Annotated in this window: 12 protein-coding genes; 5 read left to right on the top strand and 7 right to left on the bottom strand. The window is 64.0% G+C overall.

Annotated features, from left to right (window positions below; translation table 11 throughout):
- Positions 1-178: 178 nt before the first annotated feature.
- The 6 genes from accC to CAG44_RS25905 all read right to left on the bottom strand — a co-directional run bounded on the left by accC (position 179) and on the right by CAG44_RS25905 (position 8,242).
- Positions 179-1,534: an acetyl-CoA carboxylase biotin carboxylase subunit gene (gene accC / locus CAG44_RS25880; RefSeq protein WP_003257054.1), complete on the bottom strand. Its 1,356-nt coding sequence runs from the start codon at positions 1,532-1,534 to the stop codon at positions 179-181.
- Positions 1,535-1,551: 17 nt separating this feature from the next.
- The gene (gene accB, locus CAG44_RS25885; RefSeq protein ID WP_075044486.1) at positions 1,552-2,013 is read right to left on the bottom strand and encodes an acetyl-CoA carboxylase biotin carboxyl carrier protein; all 462 of its coding nucleotides are present in this window, start codon (positions 2,011-2,013) and stop codon (positions 1,552-1,554) included.
- A gap of 99 nt (positions 2,014-2,112) precedes the next feature.
- Positions 2,113-2,568 carry a type II 3-dehydroquinate dehydratase gene (gene aroQ / locus CAG44_RS25890; RefSeq protein WP_003255330.1) on the bottom strand — a complete coding sequence of 152 codons (456 nt, stop codon included), beginning with the start codon at positions 2,566-2,568 and terminating at the stop codon, positions 2,113-2,115.
- Between the two features lie 179 nt (positions 2,569-2,747).
- Positions 2,748-4,520 carry a protein-disulfide reductase DsbD gene (locus CAG44_RS25895; protein WP_085693331.1) on the bottom strand — a complete coding sequence of 591 codons (1,773 nt, stop codon included), beginning with the start codon at positions 4,518-4,520 and terminating at the stop codon, positions 2,748-2,750.
- Between the two features lie 219 nt (positions 4,521-4,739).
- Entirely contained in the window at positions 4,740-6,701 is a 1,962-nt protein-coding gene (locus CAG44_RS25900) for a methyl-accepting chemotaxis protein (protein ID WP_085693321.1), read from the bottom strand.
- A gap of 182 nt (positions 6,702-6,883) precedes the next feature.
- Positions 6,884-8,242 carry a diguanylate cyclase gene (locus tag CAG44_RS25905; RefSeq protein WP_085591930.1) on the bottom strand — a complete coding sequence of 453 codons (1,359 nt, stop codon included), beginning with the start codon at positions 8,240-8,242 and terminating at the stop codon, positions 6,884-6,886.
- 248 nt (positions 8,243-8,490) lie between these two features.
- Here CAG44_RS25905 and CAG44_RS25910 point away from each other — a divergent pair, with 248 nt between their 5' ends.
- The 5 genes from CAG44_RS25910 (at position 8,491) to CAG44_RS25930 (ending at position 13,438) form a co-directional block, all read left to right on the top strand.
- Entirely contained in the window at positions 8,491-9,558 is a 1,068-nt protein-coding gene (locus tag CAG44_RS25910; protein WP_013970713.1) for a DUF2333 family protein, read from the top strand.
- 2 nt (positions 9,559-9,560) lie between these two features.
- Positions 9,561-10,097 carry an NUDIX hydrolase gene (locus CAG44_RS25915; protein WP_085693323.1) on the top strand — a complete coding sequence of 179 codons (537 nt, stop codon included), beginning with the start codon at positions 9,561-9,563 and terminating at the stop codon, positions 10,095-10,097.
- Between the two features lie 297 nt (positions 10,098-10,394).
- Positions 10,395-10,766 (top strand): translation initiation factor Sui1, encoded by a 372-nt coding sequence (locus CAG44_RS25920; protein WP_003257057.1) that lies wholly within the window; start codon positions 10,395-10,397, stop codon positions 10,764-10,766.
- 152 nt (positions 10,767-10,918) lie between these two features.
- Positions 10,919-12,832 carry an arginine decarboxylase gene (gene speA, locus CAG44_RS25925; protein WP_013970716.1) on the top strand — a complete coding sequence of 638 codons (1,914 nt, stop codon included), beginning with the start codon at positions 10,919-10,921 and terminating at the stop codon, positions 12,830-12,832.
- Positions 12,833-12,982: 150 nt separating this feature from the next.
- The gene (locus CAG44_RS25930) at positions 12,983-13,438 is read left to right on the top strand and encodes a transposase (protein ID WP_085591925.1); all 456 of its coding nucleotides are present in this window, start codon (positions 12,983-12,985) and stop codon (positions 13,436-13,438) included.
- Positions 13,439-13,531: 93 nt separating this feature from the next.
- Here CAG44_RS25930 and CAG44_RS25935 read toward each other — a convergent pair whose 3' ends face one another.
- Positions 13,532-14,869: an MATE family efflux transporter gene (locus CAG44_RS25935; protein ID WP_085591923.1), complete on the bottom strand. Its 1,338-nt coding sequence runs from the start codon at positions 14,867-14,869 to the stop codon at positions 13,532-13,534.
- Positions 14,870-15,101 lie beyond the last annotated feature (232 nt).

The following is a 15,101-nucleotide window of genomic DNA, read 5'->3' on the forward strand; positions in this document are numbered from 1 at the left end:
TTTGTGTTCTTTCGAATAAGATTTTCGCACTGATTTTGCCTCCAATTGGGCGCCATCATAGCGCCCGAAGAAGGTGTCCAAAATCATTAGGCCAGTTCAGCTTGCCGGCGATGAGGCCCTGACAGGCAATAAAAAACCCCGGCACAAGTCCGGGGTTTCGGTACATCACACTACGCGATCACTCCTGGCTAGCCAGTTTGTGCTCGAGGTAGTGAATGTTGACGCCGCCTTTGCAGAAACCTTCATCACGCACCAGGTCGCGGTGCAGCGGGATGTTGGTCTTGATGCCGTCGACGACGATCTCGTCCAGGGCATTGCGCATGCGCGCCATGGCTTCGTCGCGGTCCTTGCCGTAGGTGATCAGCTTGCCGATCAGCGAGTCGTAGTTCGGCGGAACCGAGTAACCGCTGTACAGGTGCGAATCCACACGCACGCCGTTGCCGCCCGGGGCGTGGAAGTGCTTCACCTTGCCTGGGCTCGGGATGAACTTCTTCGGGTCTTCGGCGTTGATACGGCATTCCAGCGCATGGCCACGGATGACCACGTCTTCCTGGCGGAACGACAGCTTGTTGCCAGCGGCGATGCTCAGCATCTCCTTGACGATGTCGATACCGGTCACCATCTCCGACACCGGGTGCTCAACCTGCACGCGGGTGTTCATCTCGATGAAGTAGAAGCGGCCGTTCTCGTACAGGAACTCGAAAGTACCCGCACCACGGTAGCCGATCTCGATGCACGCATCGACGCAGCGCTTGAACACTTCCTGACGGGCTTTCTCGTCGATGCCCGGGGCTGGCGCTTCTTCCAGTACCTTCTGGTGACGGCGCTGCAGCGAGCAGTCACGGTCGCCCAGGTGGATGGCATTGCCCTGGCCGTCGGACAGTACCTGTACTTCCACGTGACGTGGGTTGGTCAGGAACTTCTCCAGGTAGACCATCGGGTTGCCGAAGGCTGCACCGGCTTCGGTACGGGTGAGCTTGGCCGAGGAAATCAGGTCCTCTTCCTTGTGCACCACGCGCATGCCGCGACCACCACCGCCACCGGCGGCCTTGATGATCACCGGGTAGCCGACGTCACGGGCAATCGCCAGGGCGACTTCTTCATCTTCCGGCAGCGGGCCATCGGAGCCCGGTACGGTCGGTACGCCCGACTTGATCATCGCGTCCTTGGCCGAAACCTTGTCGCCCATCAGGCGAATGGTGTCGGCTTTCGGGCCGATGAAGGCGAAACCGGATTTTTCCACCTGCTCGGCGAAGTCGGCGTTTTCCGCCAGGAAGCCGTAGCCCGGGTGGATCGCGGTGGCGCCGGTCACTTCGGCGGCAGCGATGATCGCCGGGATATGCAGGTAGGAATCCTTGGACGATGCAGGGCCGATGCAGACCGACTCGTCTGCCAGGCCCAGGTGCATCAGTTCACGGTCGGCAGTGGAGTGCACGGCGACGGTCTTGATGCCCAGCTCTTTGCAGGCACGCAGGATCCGCAGGGCAATTTCCCCGCGGTTGGCGATCAGGACTTTTTCGAGCTTCCCAGACATCGTTGGCTCTCCGCGATTCAAACGACGGTGAACAGCGGCTGGTCGAACTCAACCGGCTGGCCGTCTTCTACCAGGATGGCGTCGATGACACCGCCAACATCGGCTTCGATGTGGTTCATCATCTTCATGGCTTCGACGATGCACAGGGTGTCGCCTTTCTTCACGCTCTGGCCAACTTCAGCGAAGTTCGGCGAGGTCGGCGAAGGCTTGCGGTAGAAGGTACCTACCATCGGCGAGCGGATCACGGTGCCTTTCAGGGCCGGGGCAGCGGCAGCGGCTTCAGCGGCCGGAGCGGCAGCGGCGACCGGGGCAGCAACAGGGGCAGCGGCTACCGGAGCCGGTGCGAAGTACTGCTGGGCAGCTGGGGTCTTGCTGTGACGGCTGATACGGACCGACTCTTCGCCTTCCTTGATCTCCAGTTCGTCGATGCCAGACTCTTCCAGCAGCTCGATCAGTTTCTTGACTTTACGGATATCCATTAATCATCAACTCCCAAAGGTTCGGTCAGGGGGCGAAATACAAAAAACGTATCTGAAACGTTTCTCTCGAACCCTGGCCCACTGAGGCCAGGGTTTTCATCATTTGGGCTGTGCGTTGGCAGCCAGTTGTTCCAGCGCGGACTCCAGGGCCAGGCGATAACCGCTGGCGCCCAGGCCGCAAATCACCCCTACGGCAACATCGGAAAAGTAGGAGTGGTGGCGGAACGGTTCGCGTTTGTGCACGTTGGACAAGTGCACTTCGATGAATGGGATGCTCACCGCAAGCAATGCGTCACGTAATGCGACGCTTGTGTGGGTGAAAGCAGCCGGATTGATCAGGATGAAGTCCACACCCTCGTTGCGTGCGGCGTGAATGCGGTCGATCAGTTCGTATTCGGCGTTGCTCTGCAGGTACTGCAGATGGTGGCCTGCGGCGCGGGCACGTTGCTCCAGGTCCTGGTTGATCTGGGCCAGGGTCACGGCGCCGTAGTGGCCAGGCTCGCGGGTACCGAGCAGGTTGAGGTTGGGGCCGTGGAGCACCAGTAGCGTTGCCATCTGCGGATTCCTTGGATTTGTAGGGCAATTCGACACAGCGCGGCGAGTGTGCCGTAAAGCGACGGCAAGTGTCCAGTTCCCGGCAATAGCCAGCACGATGTCCGAGGTTCGCGCGAAGTATGTGACCAAATAATTAAATTTGGTCACTGATTTCAGGATTTTTCACAGCTCGCGGGAAGTTATAGACCGACTTTGCCGCGCACGCGTGTCAGAATTTGCGCGAATTCACCGGCATTTATCTCGCCAATGACCCGATCAGCGGTTATTTCGCTACCGTTCGCGGCAAAGAACAACAGGGCGGGAGGGCCGAACAGCTGGTAGCGGTCGAGCAGGCTGCGTTGTTCGGCATTGCTTTCGGTGATGTCGAAACGCAGCAGCTTGAAGCCAGCCAGTTGCGCTTGCACCTGCGGGGCGGTGAGCACCTCGCGCTCGATCACCTTGCAGCTGATGCACCAGTCGGCGTACCAGTCCAGCAGTACCGGCTGGCCGGCCGCCTTGGCCTGGGCCAGGGCTGCGTCCAGTGCGGCGGGGGTAGTGATGGTCTGCCAGCTATCCGCCTGCACCGCCGCCCCGTTGCCGGTGGCCACAAGGGTTGCCGGCGGCAGCGGGCGCAGTGGGTCGCCGTGGCCGCTGAGGGCGCCGTACCAGCAGGCCAGGGCGTACACCAGCAGGGCCAGGCCGAGCAGTTGGGCCAGGCGCTGGCGCGCGGTCTTGACGACAAATTCGAGGGCACCGAGGAACAGCGCCACGCCAGCGGCGAGGAAACCGACCAGCAGCAAGGTCAGCGGGCCTGGCAGCACACGGCTGAGCAAGCCGATGGCCAAGCCCAGCAGAAGGACGCCGATGGCGTTCTTCACCGTGTTCAGCCAAGGGCCGCTTTTCGGCAGCCAGGCCGCGCCACCGGTAGCTACCAGCAGCAATGGTGCGCCCATGCCCAGGCCCAGGGCGAACAGCTTGAGTGCGCCGCCCAGGGCATCGCCGCTGGCGCTGATGTACAGCAACGCACCGGCCAGCGGCGCCGACACACAGGGCGAAACCAGCAGGCTGGAGAGTACGCCCAGTATTGCCGCGCCCAGCAGCGAGCCGCCCCGGGTGTGGCTGGCGACATTGTTCAGGCGGTTGCTCAGGGCTTGCGGCAGTTTCAGTTCGAACAGGCCGAACATGGCCAGGGCGAACACCACGAAGAACAGCGCGAAGGGCACCAGCACCCAGGCCGACTGCAGGCGCGCCTGCAGGTTCAGGCCGGCGCCGAACAGCCCCATCAGGGCGCCGAGTACCGCGAAGCTGGCTGCCATCGGCAGCACGTAGGCCAGCGACAGCGCCAGCCCACGCAGGCCGCCGGCCTGGCCACGCAGCACCACGCCGGAGAGGATCGGCAGCATTGGCAGCACGCAGGGGGTGAACGTCAGGCCCACCCCGGCGAGGAAGAACAGCAGCAGCGACTTCCAGGTCCAGGCGTGTTCACCGCTGGCCGGGGTGCTTGCGCCGCCTTCGCCATCGATGCTCAGGCGTGCGGTTTCCGGTGGGTAGCACAGGCCTTTGTCGGCGCACCCCTGGTAGCCCACCAGCAGGGTGAAGGCACGCGGGTCGTTGCGCGGCAGCTCGATATCGAGCACGCCGTGGTATACCTCGACATCACCGAAGAACTCATCGTGCTTGGCCTCGCCCTTGGGGATATTTGGTGTGCCCAGGGCAATGTCGGCCGGTTCGGTGCGGAACTGGAAACGGTGGCGATAGAGGTAGTAGCCGTCGGTAGCGACGAAGCGCAGCTTGATGGTTTGCGCATCGGCCTGGACCAGGCTGAGCTTGAAGGCCTCGTGTACCGGCAGGAAGTCGGCGTTGTTGGCCAGCGAAGCTGCGCCGAGGGTGGCGCTGGGGCGGTTGTCGAGCAGGCCTGTGGCGAAGGCAGGGCTGGCCAGCAGCAGGAACAGCAGGAAAAACAGGCGGCGCATGGCGGACTCGCGAGGTGGAACGTGCTGGGCATGATAGCGGAGTTGGTGCAGGTTGGGGCCATGCGGGTGGCGGGGGCGACACATGGCCGCTGGCTCATGTGCTGCCTGTGCCGGCCTCTTCGCGGGTAAACCCGCTCCCACAGGGATAGCGGATGGCTTGAGGTTCATGCGGTCGAGGTGGGAGCGGGTTTACCCGCGAAGAGGCCAGCACAGGCCAGCTTAAACTCTGAAGGCCCGCACCGCCCGGTTCAGTTCACCACCCAGGCTCAGCAGCTGCTCGCCTTGCTCGCGCCCCTCGCCAATCCGCTGCAGGTTGTCCTCACCCAGCTCATGAATCCGCTCGCTGTGGTCGCGAATCTCGCTCACGGCACCACTCTGCTGCGCCGTGACATCGGCAATCCGCACCGCAGTGTCCGAAATGGTGCGAATGGCACAGACAATCTCGTCCAGCGCCCCATCCGCCGCCTGGGCCTGGTTGGCCGTGGCCTCGGCATGCTCAAGCTGCGCACGCATCCCGGCCACCGAACTTCTGGCTGCCTGCTGCAAGCGGTCGATCAGTGCCTGAATCTCGCCGGTCGCACCGGTGGTGCGCTGTGCCAGCGAACGCACCTCATCGGCTACCACGGCGAAACCACGGCCCATCTCACCGGCGCGGGCCGCTTCGATCGCGGCATTCAGCGCCAGCAGGTTGGTCTGCTCGGCAATCGAGCGGATCACCGTCAGCACGCCGCCGATGGTGGCCGACTCCTCCGCCAGTTGTTCGATCATGCGGGCGTTGCCCTGCACCTCGTCGACCAGCTCACGCAAGCCCGACAGGCTCTGGCCGATCACCGCCTGGCCCTGCTCCACTGCACGCCCGGCATCGCGGCTGGCGTCGGCTGCGGCACTGGCGTCGCCAGCTACTTGCTGGATGGTCGCTTCCAGCTCACCCAAGGCATCGCGGATCTGCCCGGTGTCGCCGGCCTGGCGTTCGGCGCCGTCATGCAGGGCGGCGCTCATGCCGGCCAGGGCGTGGCTGCTGCCAGCCACCTGCTCGGCGTTGTGGCGGATGGTGCCGACCAGCTCCACCAGGTACTGGCGCAGGCGGTTGAGCGATTCCTGGATGTCGCGCAGTTCGCGGTTGGTCCTGCCCAGGGCGATGGCCTCGGCGAAGTCACCCTCGGCCCAGCGCGACAGGGCCGGGGCCAGGCCGGTCAGGGTGCGCGCCAGGCGGCGTTGCAAGGTGTCGATCAGCAGGGCGATAAGCAGGATCAGGCCGATCATCAGGCCCTGGATGATGCGCACTTCGCCGGCAATTTTCGCATGCTGGCCGCGTACCTCGGGCTCCAGTGCCGCAATGGCCTGTTGCACGGCCTCCAGGCGTTGGCCGGTGCTGGCCGCCAGGGCGACGCGGCGCTCGATCTGTTCGCGGGTGCGCTGCAGTTCCGCCGGGTAGCGGCCGAGCAGGCTCTGCAGTTCGCGCTTGAGGCCGACGGCAATGTCCTCCTGCTGGGCGCTGGCCTGGGTTTCCAGGCCCATCATCGCGGCGAAGTCGTCGGCACCGGATTCGGCGCTACGGGTTACGCCCAGCAAGGGCAAGGCGTCAATCGCCTGGGCCTGGGCACGGATCAGTTGCAGCTCGCGCTCCACTTCGTCGGCCAGCTCCGGGCGGCCGCTGCTGACCAGCTTGTCCCGGGCCAGCGACAGGCGACCGAGGTGCACGGTGGCGTCGAGCAGTGGCACCAGATAGCGGTTGGCGTCGGCGCTGCCGCTGTCGCGGGCGTAGCCGACCAGTTGTTCGAAGTTGGCACCCAGTTCCCGCTCGGCCTGCAGCAGCAGGGCTTGCGGGTCGCCGGCCAGCTTGCCGGCGGCCAGCAGCTCATCGGCGGTAAAGGCCTGCAGGCTGTCCAGGCTGGGGCGCAGTTTGTCGGCCAGTTCGCTGGGCCATTCGGCCAGCGCGGCCTGCAGTTGCTGGTTGGCCTCCATCGCCGCGGCGTGGCGCAGGGCATCGCCGCTGCCCAGGTACGCCTGGATGTTGCGGGCCGCCTGGTTCTGGAACTGCTGGGACAGGCCCAGGTAGCGCTCCATCAACTGGTAGGGGCGCTCAAGGGCCCGCTGCGACCACCAAAGGGTGGCGCCCAGGGCGATACACACGGTTACCAGCAACAGGGTGTTGAAATTGGTCAGCCACTTCAGGCGCATAGCCGCGAGCTTCCTGCGGGGAGGGGAGAGGTCGGTGGCTGAAGTTATTGCGATTTTGTGACGGGGTGATGACGACAGGGGGTTGGCGCCATAAAAAAAAGTGGCACAGTGCCTCCATTTCAATCTGTGCCGGCCTCTTCGCGGCTTTAGCCGCGAAGAGGCCGGAACAGGCAAAGCCTGATTCAGGGCTCTACACGCACCACGCAATTACGCCCGGCATGCTTGGCGCGATACAGCGCCTCGTCTGCCGCACTGGCCATGGTCAGTGCATCCAGCCCCTCATCCAGCTGCACCACCCCGGCACTGAAGGTGCACTGCAAGTCCCGTGGCTGCGCCGGGTAGAGAATCTCGGCAAAGCGCCGGCGGATTTCGTCCAGCACCTTGTGCGCCGCGTCCAGCGCGGTATTGGGCATGACAATGGCGAACTCTTCACCACCGTAACGGCCAATGAAATCGGTCTTGCGCAAGCGCTGCTTGAGAAACAGCGCCAGGCTCTTGATCACCCGGTCGCCCATGGGGTGGCCGTGGCGGTCGTTGATCTTCTTGAAGTGGTCGATGTCGAGCATGGCAAAGCTCAACGGCTGCTGCTCGCGGCGGGCGCGGAAGCTGCAGTCTTCCAGCAGTTGCAGGATGTGGGTGTGGTTGTACAACCCGGTCAGGCTGTCGCGCACCATGCGCGCCTTCAGGTGCCGGGCGCGGGCGGCGCGGTTGCGCACGGTGGTGATCAGGTGGCGTGAGCGAAACGGCTTGGTCAGGAAGTCATCACCGCCTTCGCTCATGGCATCCAGCTGCTTGTCCAGGTCGTCCTCGGCAGACAGGTAGATGATCGGCACGCTCACATAACGGTCGCTGTGGCGGATCACCTTGGCCAGCTCAGGGCCGGTGCAGGCCGGCATGTACAGGTCGAGGATGATCAGGTCGGGCTGGAAGTCGGCCAGCTCGGCCATGGTGCGGATCGGGTCGGTCAGGCTGCGGGTGATCATGCCGGCACTGGCCAGCACGCGCTCGGTGTACAGCGCCTGGGTGCGCGAGTCGTCGATGATCAGCACGCGCAATGGGTCATGCTGGGTGGCATTGGTCAGCAGTTCGACCTTTTCCAGCAGGCTGGAGGCTTCCAGGGTGCCGGTGAGGAAGTCCTGGCCACCGGCGCGCACGGCGGCCAGGCGGGTCGGGGTGTCGGTTTCGTGGTGGCTGAAGAACAGCAGCGGTATATGCCGGGCCAGCCCCTGCTGCACCTGGGCAGCCAGCAGCAGGCCTTGGCCAGCACCGTTGAAGTCGACATCCATGATGATGGCCGAAGGCGGGTATTCGCCGATCGAGGCCAGAAACGCCGCGGCACTGGCCAGCGCCTGCGCCACCAGGCCAAAGAATTCCAGTTGCTGGGCCAGGCGCTGGGCACGTTCGTGGTCCTGCAGCAGGATGTACACCGGCTTGCGCAGGGGCGGCAGCAGCACCTGGTCGAGCGGGTCGTCCTTGCGCAGGCCGCTACGCGTCAGCTGTTGGGCGGGGCACAGCGGGCTCGGCTCGGCTGCTTGGCTCATGTCCTGGCTACTTGTAGGTTGGGGTGTGCAGGGGCAATGATGGCTCTATGCTAGCAGTTCTTTTCAGGCGCGTGAGTGCGCTGCATCAACAAAGCGGCCAGAACGAATATTCAGTTGCTGACCGATTGGTCGCTTATGCGTAAGGCGGTGTCTGCTTTATAGTGCTGCCACGCGGGCTTGCCGTGGCACCCTGGCGCAGGCCTGTGGTCCAAGCCCCTGAACCGTCGTGACTGATTAAGGACAAAGCCATGCTGGACTGGAAAAACCGCGAGGCCAAAGCCGAGCCCCGCGAGCGTGTCGACGGCCGTGGCGCCGCCGCCCGTAGCTACCTTGGCGGCCTCTGGAGCCGTGCCCTGGGGACCCTGATCGGGTTGTACCTGCTGGTGTGTATCGGCCTGGGCTGGTACTGGAGCCAGGAGCCGGAGCTGTTCCCGGTGCAGCAGAACGCCCAGGCCGCAGCCGAGCGCACTGGCCAGCAGATGGTGGTGGGCTACACCACTATCGAAACCCTCAAGACCGTGGCCGGCACCTTGCTGAACAAGCCCGGTGGCTACATTTCCAACGACCGCTTCCCGCCAGGGCTGTGGATGGACAACATGCCGAGCTGGGAATATGGCGTGCTGGTCCAGGTGCGCGACCTGTCCCGTGCCCTGCGCAAGGACTTCGCTCGTTCGCAGTCGCAGTCGACCGAAGACGCCGACCTGGCCAAGGCCGAGCCGCGTTTCAACTTCGACAACAAGAGCTGGATCCTGCCATCGAGCGAGTCGGAGTTCGAAGAGGGCATCAAGTCGCTGACCCGCTACCAGACCCGTCTGGCTGCCGGCGACAAGGGCGCGATCTTCTACACCCGTGCCGACAACCTGAACAACTGGCTGGGTGACGTGGCCACCCGCCTGGGCTCGCTGTCGCAGCGCCTGTCGGCCAGCGTTGGCCGGGTCAAGCTCAATACCACGCTGAAGACCGAGTCGCTGGTCGCCGGCCAGGCGCCGCAGGTGGACGAGGAGCTGGTAGAAACCCCATGGCTGCAGATCGACAACGTGTTCTACGAAGCCCGTGGCCAGGCCTGGGCGCTGTCGCACCTGCTGCGCGCCATCGAGGTGGACTTTGCCGACGTGCTGGCGAAGAAGAACGCCACGGTCAGCGTGCGCCAGATCATCCGTGAGCTGGAAGCCTCGCAGGAAGCCCTGTGGAGCCCGATGGTGCTCAACGGCAGCGGCTTCGGCATGTGGGCCAACCACTCGCTGGTCATGGCCAACTACATTTCCCGGGCCAACGCGGCGGTCATCGACCTGCGTCAGCTGCTGTCGCAGGGTTGATGATGGCGATCAGCCCGAACGAGGCCGCCCACCGGGCGGCTTCCGACCGAGAACTGGTCACCTGGGTGGACGAAGCCGACCAGGTGCTGGGTGCCTTGCCCCGCGCCGAACTGCGCGAGCGCGGCCTGATCGGGCGTTGCACGTTCATTCTGCTGTTCAACAGTGCCGGTGAGCTGTGCGTGCACCGGCGCACCCTGAGCAAGGCGCTGTACCCGGGGTACTGGGATGTGGCGGCAGGCGGTATGGTAGCGGCCGGGGAGGCGTATGCCGATTCGGCGGCGCGGGAGCTGGCCGAGGAGCTGGGGATCGACGGTGTAGAGCTGCGTTTTCATGAGCGGTTCTACTTTGACCAGCCGGATAACCACTTGTGGTGTGCGGTGTATTCGGCGGTGTCGGATGCGCCGTTGCGGTTACAGCCGGAAGAGGTGATCGAGGCGCGCTTCATTGGCCTGGAGCAGGCTGAGCAAGAAAGCCTGACCAAGCCGTATTGCCCGGACTCGTTGGCGGCGTTGCAGCGCTACAAAGCAAGCCTGGGATAGTTGTTTTGGCAGTGCCGGCCCTTTCGCGGGCACGCCCGCTCCCACAGGGACAGTGCAATGTTCGAGAGCGGCGCCGGACCTGTGGGAGCGGGCGTGCCCGCGAATAGTCGCAAAACATTCGCAAAATGCCGCATTCCAGTACTTAGCAACGGCCGGATTTATCGTTACACTGCGCGCCCTTTTCGGGCTGCCGCAGGTCTTGCGGCAGTAGCGCCGCCCCTGCCAGAGTGGGGCTTCGCGGTCGGGCTCAACCCCCTGGGGCCGACCAGTTTTTGTCCTCAGCACAGAGGAACAAAAGTGGCCAAGAAAGCTTCTTCCTTCGCCGCCCTTGGCGGTCTCGTTTACTCCACCGACACCGGTCGGCACTGCCCCGACTGTAGCCAGCCGGTGGATGCCTGTACCTGCAAGCAGCAGGTCATCCCCGAAGGCGATGGCATTGCCCGTGTGCGCCGCGAAAGCAAGGGCCGCGGCGGCAAGACCGTGACCACCGTCACCGGCGTGCCGCTGCCGCTCGATCAGCTCAAGGAGCTGGCCTCAACCCTCAAGCGCCGCTGCGGTACCGGTGGCGCCCTGAAGGATGGGGTCATCGAAATCCAGGGCGACCATGTCGAACTGCTGATCGGTGAGCTGACCAAGCAGGGCTTCAAGGCGAAAAAATCCGGCGGCTGATGCGGCCACGCGATTTTTTGCCCAGTGCTTTCTAAACTCGTTGCCGTGACCAGGGTCTACCCCAGGGCACGGACGAATCGTCATTTTTGGCTTTTACACTGCGCCCGCCTCCTTGCGGGGCAGTGTCTTCGACTTATCTATAGGGGACTTGAATGTCCGTACGACGCACACGCAAAGACGATGGTAGCCAATGGACCGTGGCCGACAGCCGCAGTGTTTATGGTATCCGCCATTGGGGCGCTGGTTATTTCGCCATCAATGAGGCCGGGCGCGTCGAAGTACGCCCCAACGGCCCCAAAAGCGCACCGATCGACCTGTTCGAACAGGTCGACGAATTGCGCCAGAGCGGCCTGTCGCTGCCATTGCTGGTGCGCTTCCCCGACATTCTGCAGGACCGCGTACGCCAGCTGACCGGCGCCTTCGATGCCAACATCGCGCGCCTGGAATACCAGAGCAAGTACACCGCGCTGTACCCGATCAAGGTCAACCAGCAGGAAGCGGTGGTGGAAAACATCATCGCCACGCAGAACGTCTCCATTGGCCTGGAAGCCGGCTCCAAGCCCGAGCTGCTGGCAGTGCTGGCGTTGGCGCCGAAGGGCGGCACCATTGTCTGCAACGGCTACAAGGACCGCGAGTTCATCCGCCTGGCGCTGATGGGCCAGAAGCTCGGCCACAACGTGTTCATCGTCATCGAGAAAGAGTCGGAAGTGGCCCTGGTGATCGATGAGGCTGCCGAGCTCAAGGTCAAGCCGCAGGTCGGCCTGCGCGTGCGCCTGTCGTCGCTGGCCTCGAGCAAGTGGGCCGATACCGGTGGCGAGAAGTCCAAGTTCGGCTTGTCCGCCGCCCAGCTGATCTCGGTGGTGCAGCGCTTCCGCGATGCCGGCCTGGACCAGGGTATCCGCCTGCTGCACTTCCACATGGGTTCGCAGATCGCCAATCTGGCCGACTACCAGCACGGCTTCAAGGAAGCCATCCGTTACTACGGTGAGCTGCGTGCGCTGGGCCTGCCGGTCGACCATATCGACGTTGGCGGTGGTTTGGGCGTGGACTACGACGGTACCCACTCGCGCAATGCCAGCTCGATCAACTACGACATGGACGACTACGCCGGGGTGGTGGTGGGCATGCTCAAGGAGTTCTGCGACGCGCAGGGCCTGCCGCACCCGCACATCTTCTCCGAGAGCGGCCGTTCGCTGACCGCGCACCACGCCATGCTGGTGATCCAGGTGACCGACGTCGAGAAGCACAACGACGACGTGCCGACCATCGAGAACAAGGAAGCCCTGCCCGAGACCGTGCAGTGGCTGGTCGACCTGCTCGGCCCGACCGACATCGAGATGGTGACCGAGACCTACTGGCGCGCCACCCACTACATGGGTGACGTGGCTGCGCAGTATGCCGATGGCAAGATCAGCCTGGCCGAGAAGGCCCTGGCCGAGCAGTGCTACTTTGCCGTGTGCCGCCGCCTGCACAACTCGCTGAAAGCCCGCCAGCGCTCGCACCGCCAGGTGCTGGACGAGCTGAACGACAAGCTGGCCGACAAGTACATCTGCAACTTCTCGGTGTTCCAGAGCCTGCCGGACACCTGGGCCATCGGCCAGGTACTGCCAATCATCCCGCTGCACCGCCTGGACGAAGAGCCGATGCGTCGTGCCGTGCTGCAGGACCTGACCTGCGACTCCGACGGCAAGATCAACCAGTACGTCGACGAGCAGAGCATCGAGACCAGCATGCCGGTGCATGCGGTGAAGGAGGGCGAGGACTACCTTCTGGGTGTGTTCCTGGTCGGTGCCTACCAGGAAATCCTCGGTGACATGCACAACCTGTTCGGTGACACCGACTCGGTGAACATCTACCAGAACGCCGACGGTAGCGTGTACCACGCCGGTATCGAGACCCACGACACCATCGAAGACATGCTGCGCTATGTGCACCTGTCGCCGGAGGAGTTGATGACGCATTACCGTGACAAGGTGGCCAGCGCCAAGATCACTGCGCGGGAGCGGACTCAGTACCTGGATGCGTTGCGCCTTGGTCTGACCCGGTCTTCGTACCTGTCGTCGTGATTGCCAGGCCGCTCCCGCTTTTTTGTGGGAGCGGCCTTGCGTCGCGATATGAGGGCGAAGCCCTCACCGCGTCATACCTGGTAATGGTCCAGTCCTCGCCTATCGCATCAGCGCCGCTACCTTTGAATGCAATGTTCAAAGGAGGATGACATGGAAAGTCCCGGCTCCCATCGTTTACGTAGTGGCCGAGTGTCCGAACCAGGGCGTCTCTACCTGCTCACCACGACCACCCGCAACCGAACACCGTTGTTCAAAGACTTCTTGTTCGCCAGAACAGTTATCCAGCAATTGCGGCTCAGCGAAGAGCGCAAGGCGTGTCAGTCTCTGGCGTGGGTCTTGATGCCGGATCATCTTCACTGGCTTGTCGAGCTTGGGCCGTCGAGCCTGGGTAGGCTGATGTGCGAGTTCAAGTCCAGAAGCAGTTGTGCGCTGTACAAGGTGGGGGCTGAAAGGCGGCATATCTGGCAGACCAGCTTTCATGACCGGGCTTTGCGCCGCGAGGAGGATGTGAGGGCAGTGGCGCGCTACATCATCGCCAATCCCATTCGGGCTGGCCTGGTGCGGCGGGCTGATGATTATCCACATTGGGATTGTGTGTGGCTGTGAATCCGCAGGTGAGGGCTTCGCCCTCATTTCGCGACACAAGGCCGCTCCCACAAAGTCCTGCGTACGTCGATCAATGTGGGAGCGGCCCCGGCATTACTGAATCCACTCGCCTTTTTCCTGCAACCGCCACCCCACCCACCCCAACGTCACCGCCCGCAACGCCATGAACCCGAGAAACGCCAACCACAACCCATGGTTGCCAAACCCACCCATGAGCACTCCCAAGGGCAGCGCAATCACCACCGACACCAACATCGCATTACGCATCTCCCGCGCCCGTGTTGCGCCAATGAACAAGCCATCCAGCAAATAGCTCCACACCGCAATCAACGGCAGCAATGCCAGGTACGGCAGGTACGGATAGGCCGCTGCCCGCACACTTTCGATGTCGGTCTGCAAATCGATGAACAGGTGCCCGCCCAGCAGGAACAACCCGGCAAACCCCAGGCTGGTGATCAGCGACCAGCCACAGGCCACCACCAGCGAGCGGCGCAATGTGTCGCGGTCGCGGGCGCCAATGGCATGGCCGCACAGGGCCTCCACCGCATGCGCCAACCCGTCGAGCGCATAGGCAGTCAGCAGCAGGCCGTTGAGCAGCAGGGCATTGGCCGCCACGGTAGCTTCGCCCAGGCGAGCGCCCTGCACGGTTATCAGCAGGAACACCAGTTGCAGCGCCAGGCTGCGCAGGAAGATGTCGCGGTTCACCGCCAGCAGCGGCCGCCAGGCCTGCCAGCGCTTGAGCGCCGCCCACACGATCTGCCCCGGGTAGGAGCGCAGGGCCGGGCGGGTCAGGGCCAGGCCGAGCAGGGCGGCGCTCCACTCGGCAATCACCGATGCCCGCGCCGAACCCTGCACGCCCCAGCCCAGGCCAAGCACGAACCACAGGTTCAAGGCGATGTTCAGCAGGTTGGTGGTCAGCAGGATGGCCAGCGGCGCCCGCGCGTTCTGGGTGCCGAGGAACCAGCCGACCAGGGCGTAGCTGGCCAGTGCCGCGGGCAGGCCGAGCAGGCGGGTATGGAAGAAGTCTTCGGTGGCTTGCTGCAGGGCCGCGCTGGGTTGCATCGCCTGCAGCGCCAGCTGGCTGAAGGGCAGGGCCAGCAGGCCGATCAGCAGGGCGAAGCCGACCGCCAGCAGCAGCCCTTGTACCAGCACCTGGCGCAGCGCTGCACCGTCGCCACGGCCGGCGGCCTGGGCGGCGAAGCCGGTGGAGCCCATGCGCAGGAAGCCCATCAGGCCGACCATGAAGGTGAACAGCGTGGCGCCCACGGCTACGGCACCCAACTGGTGGGCGTGGGGGAGGTGGCCGATGACCGTGCTGTCGACCAGGGCTACCAGCGGCACGGAGATATTGGACAGGATCATCGGCGCGGCCAGTGCCCAGACCTTGTGGTGGGTGGGGCGGTGCTGCCAGTCTGTGGTCAGTGAGGTCATCGGGTGTCCTGGGGAATCCTGGGGCTGCTGCGCAGCCCTTTCGCGACACAAGGCCGCTCCCACAAGAATCGTGTAAACCGGAAGCCTGTGCAGTACCTGTGGGAGCGGCCTTGTGTCGCGAAAGGGGCGCAAAGCGCCCCCGCTTTTCTAAATTGCCAGCAGTGTACCGGCCATGCAGTCAATTCGCGCGACCATAGTTGCGCTATAGTTGCTGCCCTCACGTACACGCTGC

The sequence above is a fragment of the Pseudomonas sp. B13(2017) genome, assembly GCF_002113245.1.
Classification (GTDB): Bacteria; Pseudomonadota; Gammaproteobacteria; order Pseudomonadales; family Pseudomonadaceae; genus Aquipseudomonas; species Aquipseudomonas putida_Z.